The sequence below is a fragment of the Streptomyces sp. NBC_01116 genome, assembly GCF_041435495.1.
Lineage (GTDB): Bacteria > Actinomycetota > Actinomycetes > Streptomycetales > Streptomycetaceae > Streptomyces.
This window is the reverse complement of the sequence record NZ_CP108644.1, coordinates 7,835,830-7,849,144: the sequence shown is the minus strand read 5'-3', so window position 1 is coordinate 7,849,144 and position 13,315 is coordinate 7,835,830. Positions and strand designations below refer to the sequence as shown.

12 protein-coding genes and 1 pseudogene are annotated in these 13,315 nt (G+C 72.0%); 7 read left to right on the top strand and 6 right to left on the bottom strand.

From position 1 onward, the window contains the following. Positions 1-98: 98 nt before the first annotated feature. Positions 99-1,577, bottom strand: a complete 1,479-nt coding sequence (locus OG245_RS34360; protein WP_371628067.1) for a UDP-N-acetylmuramoyl-L-alanyl-D-glutamate--2,6-diaminopimelate ligase — start codon at positions 1,575-1,577, stop codon at positions 99-101. Between the two features lie 966 nt (positions 1,578-2,543). Between OG245_RS34360 and OG245_RS34355 the strand changes: the two genes are divergently transcribed. The 5 genes from OG245_RS34355 (at position 2,544) to OG245_RS34335 (ending at position 8,233) form a co-directional block, all read left to right on the top strand. After that, positions 2,544-3,083: a DUF5709 domain-containing protein gene (locus OG245_RS34355; RefSeq protein ID WP_371627239.1), complete on the top strand. Its 540-nt coding sequence runs from the start codon at positions 2,544-2,546 to the stop codon at positions 3,081-3,083. Positions 3,084-3,266: 183 nt separating this feature from the next. Then, positions 3,267-4,706 (top strand): NADP-dependent phosphogluconate dehydrogenase, encoded by a 1,440-nt coding sequence (gene gndA, locus OG245_RS34350; protein ID WP_371627238.1) that lies wholly within the window; start codon positions 3,267-3,269, stop codon positions 4,704-4,706. A 158-nt stretch (positions 4,707-4,864) separates the two neighbouring features. After that, positions 4,865-5,938: a Dyp-type peroxidase gene (locus OG245_RS34345; RefSeq protein ID WP_371627237.1), complete on the top strand. Its 1,074-nt coding sequence runs from the start codon at positions 4,865-4,867 to the stop codon at positions 5,936-5,938. Next, positions 5,938-6,735: a family 1 encapsulin nanocompartment shell protein gene (locus tag OG245_RS34340; protein ID WP_371627236.1), complete on the top strand. Its 798-nt coding sequence runs from the start codon at positions 5,938-5,940 to the stop codon at positions 6,733-6,735. Before OG245_RS34345 ends, OG245_RS34340 begins: the two co-directional genes overlap by 1 nt. A 91-nt stretch (positions 6,736-6,826) precedes the next feature. Beyond that, positions 6,827-8,233 carry a diaminopimelate decarboxylase gene (locus OG245_RS34335; protein ID WP_371627235.1) on the top strand — a complete coding sequence of 469 codons (1,407 nt, stop codon included), beginning with the start codon at positions 6,827-6,829 and terminating at the stop codon, positions 8,231-8,233. Positions 8,234-8,383: 150 nt separating this feature from the next. On the opposite strand, the gene OG245_RS34330 is transcribed toward OG245_RS34335, so the two are convergent. Beyond that, positions 8,384-8,596 (bottom strand): hypothetical protein, encoded by a 213-nt coding sequence (locus OG245_RS34330; protein ID WP_073742529.1) that lies wholly within the window; start codon positions 8,594-8,596, stop codon positions 8,384-8,386. A 224-nt stretch (positions 8,597-8,820) separates the two neighbouring features. Between OG245_RS34330 and OG245_RS34325 the strand changes: the two are divergent. Next, positions 8,821-9,591: pseudogene (locus OG245_RS34325) on the top strand (PIG-L family deacetylase). A gap of 71 nt (positions 9,592-9,662) precedes the next feature. On the opposite strand, the gene OG245_RS34320 reads toward OG245_RS34325, so the two are convergent. The 3 genes from OG245_RS34320 to OG245_RS34310 all read right to left on the bottom strand — a co-directional run bounded on the left by OG245_RS34320 (position 9,663) and on the right by OG245_RS34310 (position 12,175). Then, on the bottom strand, positions 9,663-10,016 hold the full coding sequence (locus tag OG245_RS34320; protein ID WP_371627234.1) for a GNAT family N-acetyltransferase: 354 nt from the start codon (positions 10,014-10,016) through the stop codon (positions 9,663-9,665). A gap of 61 nt (positions 10,017-10,077) precedes the next feature. Continuing rightward, on the bottom strand, positions 10,078-10,503 hold the full coding sequence (gene panD, locus OG245_RS34315) for an aspartate 1-decarboxylase (RefSeq protein WP_371627233.1): 426 nt from the start codon (positions 10,501-10,503) through the stop codon (positions 10,078-10,080). A 331-nt stretch (positions 10,504-10,834) separates the two neighbouring features. Beyond that, the gene (locus OG245_RS34310) at positions 10,835-12,175 is read right to left on the bottom strand and encodes a GH1 family beta-glucosidase (protein WP_371627232.1); all 1,341 of its coding nucleotides are present in this window, start codon (positions 12,173-12,175) and stop codon (positions 10,835-10,837) included. A gap of 61 nt (positions 12,176-12,236) precedes the next feature. On the opposite strand from OG245_RS34310, the gene OG245_RS34305 reads away from it, so the two are divergent. Then, positions 12,237-12,857 (top strand): TetR family transcriptional regulator, encoded by a 621-nt coding sequence (locus tag OG245_RS34305; RefSeq protein ID WP_371627231.1) that lies wholly within the window; start codon positions 12,237-12,239, stop codon positions 12,855-12,857. A gap of 26 nt (positions 12,858-12,883) precedes the next feature. Here the strand turns inward: OG245_RS34305 and OG245_RS34300 are convergent, their stop codons facing one another. Beyond that, positions 12,884-13,312 (bottom strand): MFS transporter, encoded by a 429-nt coding sequence (locus tag OG245_RS34300; protein WP_371627230.1) that lies wholly within the window; start codon positions 13,310-13,312, stop codon positions 12,884-12,886. Positions 13,313-13,315 lie beyond the last annotated feature (3 nt).

Genomic DNA, 13,315 nt, shown 5'->3' with positions numbered 1-13,315 from the left:
TGCCGTCCCGCTCCCCCGCGCTCTCGCTCTCCTACACCTCGGCCCGCGTGCGCGTCCGCCCGCATATCCGCCATCCGCTGTCCGGTACCCGATATCCGCTATCCACCGACCAGTTCGCGCACGGTGGCCATGTCGCTGAACGGCAGCAGTTCGCCCCGGATGCTCTGGTGCGGTTCGCTGCCCTTGCCCGCGATGAGCACGATGTCGGCCGGCCCCGCCTCCGCCAGCGCGGCGGCAATGGCCAGGCGGCGGTCGGTGATCCGCTCGAACGGCGTTCCGGTCGACGCGATACCGGGGGCGATCTCGTCGAGGATGGCCTCGGGGTCCTCGTAGCGGGGATTGTCGGAGGTGAGGACGCACAGGTCGGAATGGTCGCCCGCGATGGCGCCCATCTCGGCGCGCTTGGTGGTGTCGCGGTCCCCACCACAGCCGAAGACGGTGATGACCCGGCCGCGGGCGAAGCCCCGGATCGTGGTGAGCACCTTGCTGAGGGAGTCCGGCGAGTGGGCGTAGTCCACGATCACCGAGGTGCCGCCGGGAGTGTGGAGGCGTTCGAAGCGGCCGGGGATCTGAGGCATCACCTCCAGCGCGTCGACCAGCCCGGCCAGATCGTGGCCGAGGAGGTGGCAGGCCGCCACCGTGGCCAGCGCGTTGGAGACCGAGAAGCGGCCCGGCGAGGGGATCGCCGCCGGGTACTTCCGGCCGTCGTGGTGCAGCGTGAACCGGGTGCCCGAGGCGTCCACGGTGAGATCGCTCGCGCGGTAGTCCGCGTCGCCGTCCAGCGCGTACGTGGTCACGGCGTCGGGCATCAGCTTCCGGATCCCGGCGCCCACCGGGTCGTCGGCGTTGACCACGGCGCGGCGGCACAGCCCCTGGAAGAGGCGGAGTTTGGCATCCCGGTAGTTCTCCATCGTGCCGTGGTCGTCGAGGTGGTCCTGGGTGAGGTTGGTGAAGACGCCCACGTCGATGAACGTACGGTCCAAACGGTGCGTCAGCAGCCCCATCGAAGTGGCCTCCAGGACGACGCTGCCGGTGGCGCGGTCGCGCATGTGTCCCAGCAGATACTGCAGATCAGGCGATTCCGGGGTGGTGAGCACCGAGGGGGGCATCGGGATGGGCTCGTCCCCGATGCGGCTGCCAGCGGTGCCGATCACCCCGACCCGGGCCCCTTCGGCGATCCGCAGCACCGACTCGGTCATGTACGAGACGGAGGTCTTGCCGTTGGTGCCGGTGATGGCGATCAGGTCCATCGCCCGGCCCGGTTCGCCGAAGTAGCGTGAGGCGAGGACCGCTGCGGCCTTGCGGACGTCGGGGACGCGTAGTACGGCGCACGCGTCGCCCAGCGCGGCGGGCAGCGGCGGCGCCTGTTCGTCGACGAGTACGGCGACCGCTCCGCGGGCGACCGCCGGGCCGACGGCTTCCGGGCCGCCGGCGGCGTGGCCGGGCACCGCGGCGAAGACGGAGCCGGGGGTGACCCGGTCCGCGTCGAACGTCGCGCCGGCGGTGACATCCGTGCGGGCAGGGGTTCCCCGCAGCACGTGGTGGTCCTGCCCGGCCATGAGGTCGCTCAGCTTCACGATGATCCCTTCGAGTGCGGCGACGGGCCACGTGGTGCGGCCGTCGCCGGGAAGCGGCACGGCGGGTGCGCCGTGGGCCGCGTGGTGCTGTGGAGCCGATCGTGACGCTCGCGTCCTGCGAGCGCCGGAGGCGAGGGTGAGCTCCGGCGCTCAGCGGGCCGGAGTGGTGGGTGTGGCGGTGTGGTCGTGGTGCGGGTGAGGAGGCGGCGGGCCGGGGCGGTCGCGCCGTGGCCGGGAACGCCGGATGCCGCTGTCGGGAACTGCCGCGTGGACCGCTAGCCGTGGCCGTGCAGTGCGGTACGGCCCGTTCCGGGCGCCGCGTCCGCGGGCGCCGGGGGCTCAGCCGCGCGGGAGGCGGCCGGAGGCAGCGCGGAGGCGGCCCGGTGCGGGCATCTCCTCGGTTCCGCGCTGCGTCCCATGGGCCGAGTGTACGTGCGGTGGGAAGGCCCCGGTCCGCCGCAGGACCGCCCCGACCGGGAAGAACGCCCGGAACGGAGTCCCGGGCTGGCCTCCTCGCCACGCTCCCGGTGATGGCGCTCCTCGTGGTGGACGGCCTCGCCACTCCGGTGGTGACCTGCTCCTCCGACGGCTGGGCGTAGCTTCCGCAGACCCGCAGGTGGGCGTTCTCACGGCCCGCTCCGGCGATGCCGCGGGCGTCGGGCTCACCCCGGGCGCCCGCGGCGGCGGCCGGGGGCTGCCTCCTGGGTGCCGACGCCGAGCATCAGGAACCCGGTGTTCCCGGCATCACGGTGGTGGGCGCGACGACGGCGAGGACCGCGCTCCGGCCAGAACGCGCCCGGCTCTCCGGATGCGCGGCGAACGGGCCTCGACCTGCGTACGGACCGGTCCGCGATGCCCGCCCCGGGCGCCGACATCCGATCTTCCCTTTGCGGCGGGAGCGGGACCGGAGTGGAATTGCGTACAGGGGACAGTGGTATTCGGTACTCCCGGAGGAAAGGACGCGCCATGAGCGACACCGACTGGGGGGACGATGTCTACCAGCCCCAGGAACCCGAGGCTTCCGACCCCGGCGAACAGCTCGACGCCGGGGACACGCTCATGGATCCGTCCGGCACCGGCGACCCGCTGGACGAGGGCTACGCACCTCCGGACCGGCCCTGGGTGGTCGACGGCCTCGGCACCACGGCCAACGAGCGGCACACCGGCGAGTCCCTCGAAGCCCGGCTGACCAGGGAAGTGCCCGAGCCGGACGGTTCCACCGGCGACGGCGTGGGCGATCTGGCGGACGGCGACGGCGAGCCCTGGGACGACGAGGTCGGCGTCTCCCGCGCCGGCCGGCTGACCCAGCAGGCGGACGGAAGCGTCCCGGCCACCCTCACCGCCAGCGACGTGGGCATCGACGGGGCTGCGGCGTCGGCCGAGGAGGCCGCGATGCACGTGATCCCCGAGCCCGGGGACGACGAAGCGCTCCTGGAGGCCGGTCCGGCCACCGGCACCGGCACCGGCCCGGCCACCGGTGGCACGGCCGCCCCGTCCTCGCCCTGAGCGGGCCGTGGGCAACCGCTCTCCCCTTGAACACGGCTGTCCCCGGGCCCGTACGCCCTGCCCGAAGCACACCACACCGCCGAACGCACCCCGCGACTCCGACCGTACGGAACACACGGAACGCATACGACGCACGCAACGCACACGACGCACCGACGTCCTCGGATCTCCAGGAGCACACAGATGAGCGGCACTGCTCAGATCGGCGTCACCGGACTCGCCGTCATGGGACGCAACCTGGCCCGGAACTTCGCCCGTAACGGATACACCGTCGCTCTGCACAACCGCACAGCGTCACGCATCCATGAACTCGTCGAAGAGTTCGGCGATGAGGGTGATTTCGTCGCCGCCGAACGTGCCGAGGAGTTCGTGGCGGCCCTGGAGAGGCCGCGACGCCTGGTCGTCATGGTGAAGGCCGGGGAGGCCACGGACGCGGTGATCGCGGAGTTCGCGCCTCTCCTGGACACCGGCGACGTCATCATCGACGGAGGCAACGCGCACTTCGAGGACACACGCCGCCGGGAGCGCGAACTGCGCGAGCAGGGAATCCACTTCGTCGGCACCGGCATCTCCGGCGGTGAGGAAGGCGCGCTCGACGGACCGAGCATCATGCCGGGCGGCAGCAAGGAGTCGTACGACTCACTGGGGCCGATGCTGGAGAAGATCTCCGCGAAGGCCAAGGACGGCGCTCCGTGCGTCACGCACATCGGGCCGGACGGGGCCGGGCACTTCGTGAAAATGACGCACAACGGCATCGAGTACGCGGACATGCAGCTGATCGCCGAGGCGTACCAGCTGCTCCGCGACGTGGCCGGGTACTCCCCCGCGCAGATCGCGGACATCTTCCGCACCTGGAACACCGGACGCCTGGAGTCCTACCTCATCGAGATCACCGCGGAAGTGCTCTCGCATGTCGACGCGGCGACCGGGAAACCCTTCGTGGACGTCGTGCTCGACCAGGCGGAGCAGAAGGGCACCGGCCGCTGGACCGTGCAGATCGCCCTCGATCTGGGTGTTCCCGTCTCCGGGATCGCCGAAGCCGTCTTCGCCCGCTCCGTCTCCGGCCACGCCGACCTCCGCGACGCCTCGCGCCACCTGGCGGGACCGACCGCCCGGACGCTCGGCGAGGACGAGGCGGCGGCATTCGCCGACCAGGTCGAGCAGGCGCTGTACGCCTCGAAGATCGTCGCCTACACCCAGGGCTTCCACGAGATCGCGGCCGGCAGCGAGCAGTACGGCTGGAACATCGACCTCGGCGCGGTCGCCTCGATCTGGCGCGGCGGATGCATCATCCGGGCCGCGTTCCTCGACAGGATCACCGGCGCCTACGCATCCCGGCCCCGGATGCCGAGCCTCCTCGCCGATGAGAGTTTCGCGGAGGAGATCGCCGCCGCACAGGGCGACTGGCGCACCGTGATCGCCACCGCCGTCACCCAGGGCGTCCCCACCCCGGCCTTCGCCGCCACCCTCGCCTACTACGACTCGCTGCGTGCCGAACGCCTCCCCGCCGCCCTCACCCAGGGCCAGCGCGACTACTTCGGCGCACACACCTACCGCCGCACCGACCGCGACGGCACGTTCCACACCCGCTGGGGCGGCGACAGGACCGAAGCCGACGCCTGAGACCGGGTGGGCGAGGTGCCGCCCGGCGTCCGCGCGCTCCCCGGCCGGGCGCTCCCGGCGTGCGGACAGGGACGGGACGTGGGTTAGTGGCTGCGAACCCTGTTCATCGCCACCGGTGATCCACCGCCGTCCGTACACCGTCCCAGTGGAGTGCGCGCATGCCCGACGCCGTGCCTGACCCCGTCTCCGTACAGCCCGTCGTGGCGCCGTTGACCAGCGCGGCGCTGTTCCTGGTCGGCACGATCGAGCCGGGCGGCGAGAGCGCGGTGCGCGACGTGCTGCCGGATCTCGCGGCCGTCGCCCGGTCGCTCGGCTTCCGCTACCCGGACTCCGGCCTCGCCTGTGTCGCGGGCTTCGCCTCCACCGCCTGGGACCGGCTGTTCGCCGGGCCGCGCCCGGCTCACCTCCACCCGTTCCCGGAGCTGCGAGGACCTCTTCACCACGCCCCGGCGACCCCCGGCGACGTGCTGCTGCACATCCGGGCCGAGCGGATGGACGTCTGCTACGCGTGGGCGGCCCAGCTGCTCGACAAGCTCGGCGGAGCCCTGCGGATCGTCGACGAGACGCACGGATTCCGCTATCTGGACCACCGGGACCTGCTCGGCTTCGTGGACGGTACGGAGAACCCGGTGGGCGACGACGCCCGTTCGGCGGCGCTGGTCGCGGCGGAGGACGACCAGGAGTTCGAGGGCGGCAGCTACGTCGTCGTACAGAAGTACCTGCACGACCTGACGTCCTGGAACGCGCTCTCCGTGGAGGAGCAGGAACGCGTCATCGGCCGCACCAAGCTGGACGACGTCGAGTTCCCCGACGACGAGAAGCCCGCCGACTCCCACCTCGCGCTCAACACGATCACCGACCCGGACGGCACCGAACGGGACATCCTGCGGGCGAACATGCCGTTCGGGAACTTCGGGAAGGGCGAGTTCGGTACGTACTTCATCGGGTACGCCGCCGATCCCGACGTGACCGAGCGGATGCTCCGCAACATGTTCCTCGGTGATCCGCCCGGGACGCACGACCGCATCCTCGACTTCTCCACGGCGGTCACCGGCACCCTCTTCTTCGCCCCTCGCGCCGACTTCCTCGACGCTCCGCCGCCCCCGCCCGCCCCGGCCCGCTCCGGGGACCGGCCGGAACCCGTGCCCGCACCGGTCCGGCGGGATCCCCTCGCGGCCGGGGAGGACCACGGATCGCTGCGCATCGGCAGCCTGCAAGAAAGCGCCCAGTGATGAACAATCTGCACCGCGAACTCGCGCCGGTCACCCCGTCCGCCTGGGACGAGATCGAGGAGGAGGCCCGGCGCACCTTCCGCCGTCATGTCGCCGGCCGCCGTGTCGTCGACGTGTCCGATCCGGCGGGTCCGACGCTCGCCGCTGTCGGCGACGGCCATCTGACCGACATCGATCCGCCCACCCCGGACGTGGCGGCCCGGGCCCGCACATCGACGCCGGTCATCGAGTGGCGGGTGCCGTTCACGGTGACCCGCCAGGCCGTGGACGACGTGGAGCGCGGCTCCGCCGACAGCGACTGGCAGCCCGTCAAGGACGCGGCGCGTACCTGTGCGTTCGCCGAGGACATGGCGATCATCGACGGGTACGGGGCAGCCGGGATCACCGGCCTGCGGGACGGCTCCTCGCACGATCCCCTCCCGCTGCCCGCCGACGCGCGGGACTATCCGGTGGCGGTCAGCCAGGCCGTGACGCGGCTGCGGCTGGCCGGTGTCGACGGACCGTACCGGCTGCTGCTCGGCGCGGACGCGTTCACCGAGGCGGCCGAGACCTCCGACCACGGGTATCCCGTCAAAACGCATCTGAGCCGTCTGGTGGACGACGAGATCCTGTGGGCGCCCGCGGTCAAGGGGGGCGTGCTGCTGTCCACCCGGGGCGGAGACTTCGAGCTCTGCCTGGGCCAGGACCTGTCGATCGGCTACGCGGACCACGACGCCACCAGCGTCCACCTCTACTTCCAACAGGCCTTCACCTTCCGGATGCTGACGCCGGAGGCCGTGGTCGGTCTGATCGCCTGACCTCCGGGGGCGCTCACCGGCGCGTTGCCGGGCGACCGAGCGCCCCCGTTCCGCCGAAGACCTGGGGGCAGCCATCAGGGACTCTGGCCGTATGACGCAGACGACTTCCGCGCACCACGAGGGCGGCACGGCACCGCCGGCCGCCCGCTTCGACGCCGTCGTCCGGGCGGCCGTGGGACAGGGGCTGCTGGGCGAGGGCAGCCCGGTCGCCGGATTCATCGACACGGAGGGCGTGCGCGCCTCCGTCGAGGCCCTGCACGACGCCTTCGCCGCACCGCCCGGGGTGCTGCACACCTTCGCGGCCAAGGCCTGCTCCCTCGTCCCGGTGCTGAGGCTGCTCGCCGACTGCGGGATGGGGTGCGAGGTGGCGAGCCCCGGCGAACTGCGGCTGGCCGTGGAGGCCGGGTTCGCCGCGTCCCGTATCGTCCTGGACTCCCCCGCCAAGACGCGCGAGGAGATCCGGCTGGCGCTCGCCCTCGGCGTCGCCGTCAACGCCGACAGCCTCGACGAACTGCGCCGCATCGACGCCCTCCGCCACCCGGGCACCGCCTCGGTCCTCGGACTGCGGATCAACCCCCAGGTGGGCGGCGGCTCGATCGGGCCGATGAGCACGGCGACGGACACCTCGAAGTTCGGCGTCGCGCTCCGCGACCCGGGGGCCCGGGATGCGATCGTCGAAGCCTTCCGGGAGCGACCGTGGCTGACCCGGCTGCACGCCCATGTGGGCTCCCAGGGCTGCCCGTTGAAGCTGATCGCGGACGGGGTGGCGCGGACGTACGAGCTGGCCGAGGAGATCAACGCGACGCTGGGCGTCCGGCAGGTCACCAGCCTGGACATCGGCGGCGGCCTGCCGGTCAACTTCGCCGACGAGACCGTGCACCCCAGCTACACGGACTATGTGGCGGCCCTGACGGAGGCCGCCCCCGGCCTCTTCTCCGGCCGCTTCTCCCTGGTCACGGAGTTCGGCCGGTCGCTGCTCGCGAAGAACGGGTTCATCGGGGCCCGGGTGGAGTACACGAAGGACGCGGGGGGCCGCCGGATCGCCCTCACCCACGCGGGAGCCCAGACCGCCACCCGTACCGTCCTCATGCCCGAGGCCTGGCCCTTGCGGATCGGGGCGTTCGGCCCGGACGGCGCCCCCAAGAGCGGGCCGTCGCTGGCACAGGACATCGCGGGGCCGTGCTGCTTCGCGGGGGACGTGGTGGCGTACGGCAGGGAGCTGCCGGAGCTGGCCGAGGACGATGTGGTCGTGCTGTACGACACGGGGGCGTACTACTTCTCCACCCCGTGGGCGTACAACAGCCTGCCCCGTCCCGCGGTGTACGGCTTCCGGACGGGGCCGGAGGACGGTTCACGGCACGGCGGTTCACCGCACGGTGGTCCGGGGCACGACGCACCGGTGACGTTCGTGACCGTGCGGGACGCGCAGTCGCTGGACGACATCGCGGCGGAGAGCGGCCTGGCGCACGCGGACGCGCTGATCGAGCGGAACGGCTGAACCGGCGGGCCGACCGAACGGGCGGGCCGAACGGGCGGGCCGAACGGGCGGGCCGAACGGGCGGGCCGAACGGGCGGGCCGAACGGGCGGGCCGAACGGGCGGGCCGGGCCCCGGCACCGGTCGGAACCGGCCCCGGACCCGGCCCCCGATCACGTCCCGGCGGGCTGCGGCTCGGGCTCCGGATCCGGTACGGGGTCCGGGCCCGGCGCGGGCGGCTGCGGGATCGGGTCGGGCGCGGGCCCGGGCGGCACCGGACCGGGACCCGGCGGCACGGGCGGCGGACCGGGCACCGGAGTGGGCGGGCCCGGTACGGGCGGAGGCGTCGGCGAGGGCGGTACGGGGTCGGGGTACGGGTGGGTCATCGCGATCCTCCAGAACGGCACGAAATGGTCAGATGAAGCTTTCCTCCACCGTCTCCCGGAGCGGCTGCCCGCGCCTGCCGAGTCCACACCTGGCACCGGGCGGCAGCGGCGCGGGCCCGTGGGCGCCGGGCCGTACCGAGTGGGCAGGATCCGGCGAAGTGCCCGGACCCCGCCGGATCCTGCCGGTTCCACGACCGGCGCCGTCGACGCGAAAGGTGTCCCTCATGCCCCTGCCGAGCCTTCTCGCCGTCCACGCCCATCCGGACGACGAGTCCCTGTTCTGCGGAGGCGTCCTCGCCCAGCACGCGGCCGCCGGCGCCCGGACCGCGGTGGTCACGGCGACCTAGGCGGCGGACACCCGCCGAGCCGCCGAACTCGCCGAGGCCCTCGACGCCCTGGGCGCGGGCGCCCCACGCCTCCTCGGCTACGCGGACGCCCGCGTGCCTGAGTCGGCACCTGGCCGCCCCCGGTTCCTCGACGCTCCGCTGGACGAGGCCGTGGAGGCAGTCGTCGGCCATATCCGTGACGTCCGGCCGGAGATCGTGATCACGACGGACGCCTACGGAGGCATGACCGGCCACCCCGACCACGTGCACGCCCACCGGATCACCGCACTGGCGGTCCGGGCGGCCGGCCTCCCCCTCTACCGTCCCGGCTCCGGTGATCCCTGGCAGCCGAGCGCCCTTCACCTCGCCACGCACCCCCGCTCGGCGGCCGTCCCGGTGGGCGGCCGGCTGGCCCGGCCGGGAACCCCGACCGACGCGCTGTACTGCTCGGAGGACGCCTGGATCACCACGACCGTCGACGTCGGTCCCTGGCTTCCGCAGAAGCTGGCCGCGATCCTCGCGCACCGCAGCGAGGTGGAACGAGGAGCCGCGCCCGGCCGGATCGCCGCTCTGCCTCCGGCGGTTCAGCGCGAGGTGCTGGGCACCGAGTGGTACATCCGCCACGACCTCGCGCCCAGGAGCGGGGCGGCCACGGAACTGAGCGCGTGACGGGAAGCGAGGGACGGCGGACGGCGGACTCTCCCGAACGCCGCCCGCCGCGTCCGCGCCGGCCGTGGACCTCAGAACAGCTCGGGGTGGCTCCTGAGCTGCCGCTCCGCCTCCTCGACGAGCTCGGCCGACGCTTCGGGAGCCTCCTCCGGGTGACGCTGCGCCCACTTCGCCGCGTACGGGCACAGCGGAACGACGGGGACTCCCTCGCGGGCGGCCATGGTGTAGAACTCCCGGACGAGCGCCCCCGCGATGCCCTTGCCCTCGTGTTCGGGCCGGACGACGGTGTGGACGGCCACCAGCGCGCCGGGAGCCGGGTCCATGACGAAGTACGCGATGGTCCCGGCCGGCTTGCCGTCCTCGTACGCCACGAGACCGCCGTGCTCCCGGTCGTCCCTGATCTCTACCGCTGCTTTCTCGGCCATGGCTCCTGCTTTCTCGTTCGTGAACATGGACGGTGCTCGCCCGGGAACACGGACGGCGACATCAGCCGCCCGCGACGACGGCCTGCGGGCTCCGCTCCGTACGGGTCCCGGGAACCGGCGCCGAGGCATCGGAGCCGAGCGCCACGATCCGGTTGTCCGCGTCCACGTGCACGACCCGCGGCACGAAGGTCCGGGCCTCCGCGTCGTCGACCTGTGCGTAGCTGATCAGGATGACCAGGTCTCCGGGGTGCACGAGGTGCGCTGCCGCGCCGTTGATCCCGATGACACCGGAGCCGCGCTCTCCTTCGATGACGTACGTCTCCAGGCGGGCACCGTTGTCGATGTCAACGATATGGACCAGCTCACCGGGCAGCAGGTCGGCGGCCTCCATCAGGGCGGCGTCGACCGTCACGGAACCGACGTAGTGCAGGTCGGCCTGGGTGACGGTGGCCCGGTGGATCTTGGACTTGAACAGAGTGCGCAGCATTCGGGACTCCTCGAAGACGGCTCCCTGCCTGCTTTGTGCAGGTCAAGGGCGTTCTCGACCTTACACCGACACCCCCGTTCGATATCGGTGAGGAACATCGCTCCGGCCGGGCGAGGCGGCTTTCTACCTGGGCTGTCCCTTCGCACCGGCGCCTGTTGGGACAATCGCCCGGAACGCGCGGGAACTCCTCCTGACCGGATCCCGACTTGCCTGATGAGCCATCAGGCACGCGGGAGGTCGCGCCCTCCCGCCCTCGCCCTCGCCCTCGCCCTCGCCCAGTGTCGGCTGACGCTTCTGGCGCTGCCCGGAGCCCCCGCCCGTGGAAGCCCCTCTAACCCCGTTGGGCGCGGATGAGGTCGCGATACCAGGCGAAGGACGCCTTCGGGGTGCGGACCTGCGTCTCGTGGTCCACGTGGACCAGGCCGAAGCGCTGGTGGTAGCCCTCGGCCCATTCGAAGTTGTCGAGGAGGGTCCAGGTGAAGTAGCCGCGTACGTCCACACCCTGGGCTACCGCGGTGTCGACGGCCTGGAGGTGGGTTTCCAGGTAGTCGATGCGGTCCGGGTCGAGGATCTTTCCGTCAGGGGTGAGGACGTCTTCGGTTGAGCAGCCGTTCTCTGTGATGTAGAGGGGCGGGAGGGTGGTCGGGTAGCGGTCCTTGAGGGTGACGAGGAGCTCTCGTAGGCCGTCGGGGACCACCGGCCAGTCGAAGGCTGTGCGGCGGTAGCCCTCGATGGGGGCCTCCTCGAAAGGGAGGCCGTCAGGAGTCGCCGGAGCCTGGATGCGCGTGGGGTTGTAGTAGTTGACGCCCAGGGCGTCCAGGGGGGCCGATATGAGGTCCAGGTCGCCGTCCTGGATCCAGGCGTCGAGGGAGGTGTTCGCGCCGAAGGCCGTCAGGTCGGGGTACGTGCCCGTGAGGATCGGGTCGTTGAAGAGGCGGTTGTGCAGGTTGTCGTAGGCCTGCGCGGCGGCGTGGTCGGCCGGGGCGTCAGAGGCGGGCCGGACCGGGGTGCAGTTGTTGGAGATCATCGCCCGCAGCCCGCGGCCGCGCAGCTCCCGCAGTGCCAGGCCGTGGCCGAGCAGTTGGTGGTGGGCGACCGGCAGGCAGTCCAGGAACAGGGTGCGGCCGGGCGCGTGGGTGCCCAGGCCGTAGCCCCAGACCATATGGATGAACGGTTCGTTGAGCGTGATCCAGGTACGGACGCGGTCGCCGAGCCGGTCGGCCGCGATCGCGGCGTACTCGGCGAAGCGGTACGCCGTGTCGCGGTTCAGCCAGCCTCCCTCGTCCTCCAGGGCTTGCGGGAGGTCCCAGTGGAAGAGGGTCGGGACGGGTTCGACGCCGCGGGACAGCAGGCCGTCGACCAGACGGTCGTAGAAGTCCAGGCCCTTGATGTTGGCCTCGCCCCTGCCGGTGGGCTGGATCCGCGGCCAGGCGATGGAGAAGCGGTAGCCGGTGAGGCCCGCCTCGGCCATCAGGTCGAGGTCCTGCTCGTACCGGTGGTAGTGATCGCAGGCCACCTCGCCGGTGTGGCCGTCGCGGATCACGCCCGGGCGGGCGGTGAAGGTGTCCCAGACCGATGGTCCGCGACCGTCCTCCTGGGTGGCGCCCTCGATCTGGTACGACGCCGTCGAAGCGCCCCAGACGAAGTCCGCGGGCAGATGGTTCAGTGTCACGCACAACCCCCTCAAACATGAGTCGTGCTCATGTTAATCGGTTCGATGGGATGATGGAAGCGTGAACCAAGACCGCACTACAGGGACGCCGCGTCGGCTGCCGGTCCAGAAGCGCAGCCTCGAACGCTTCGAACGGCTCCTTGACGCCTGCGCCGAACTCCTCGACGAGGTCGGCTACTCCGCGCTGACCACCAAGGAGGTGGCGCGCCGGGCCGGAGTGCCGATCGGTACGCTCTACCAGTTCTTCTCCGACCGGGAGGGGCTGGTCGGCGCGCTGGCCGCCCGCAACCTGGAGTCCTTCCTGGGGCGGGTCACCGAGCGCCTCGAGCGCGAGGCGCCCGACGGGGTCGCGGGGATGGTGGAGGTGACCGTCGACGAGTTCGTGGCCATGCGGCGCACGATCACCGGGTTCGGCGTGGTCGACTTCGGCGCGGTGGGCCAGGACCACACCCTGGAGCCGGGCCGGGACAACAACACCGCGGTCGCCGGACAGTTGCGCGCGCTGACCGCCTCCCTGACCGGCGTCGAGGACGACGCCGAACTGGAACTCGCCCTGCGGGTGGCCCTGGAGTGCGCGGACGGCGTGCTGCAACTGGCCTTCCGCAGCGACCCGCAGGGCGACCCCCAGCTGATCGCCGAGTGCAAGCGCGTCCTCAACTGCTACTTGAGCGACCGGCTCTAGATAGTGACTTACCGCCAGCAGGGCCTTCAGCGGATGGACTTGACTCGCCAGACCAGCACCGCGCCGAGCGCCGACATGGCCGCCGAGCACAGGAACAGCGAGCTGTAGCCGCCCGGGCCTTCGAGCACGAGCGAGGCGATCGGGGGGACGAGCACGTACGGCAGGGACGTCATCAGGTTGGCGAGGGCCATGTCCTTGCCGCGGTCCGCCGACGCCGGGAGCACCTCGGTGACCAGGGCGGTGTCGACGGCCAGGTAGACGCCGTAGCCGAGGCCCAGGATGACGGCCGCGATGAGCGTCATGGTCCACGTGGGCGACAGGGCGAGCGGAACAGCGGCGACGGCCATCGTCAGGCCGCCGAGGAAGACCAGCATGCGTCGTCTGCCGAGCCGGTCGGAGAGCCAGCCGCTGAGGACGACCGTGGAGATCGTGGCCACGCTGTTGACGCCGATCACGAT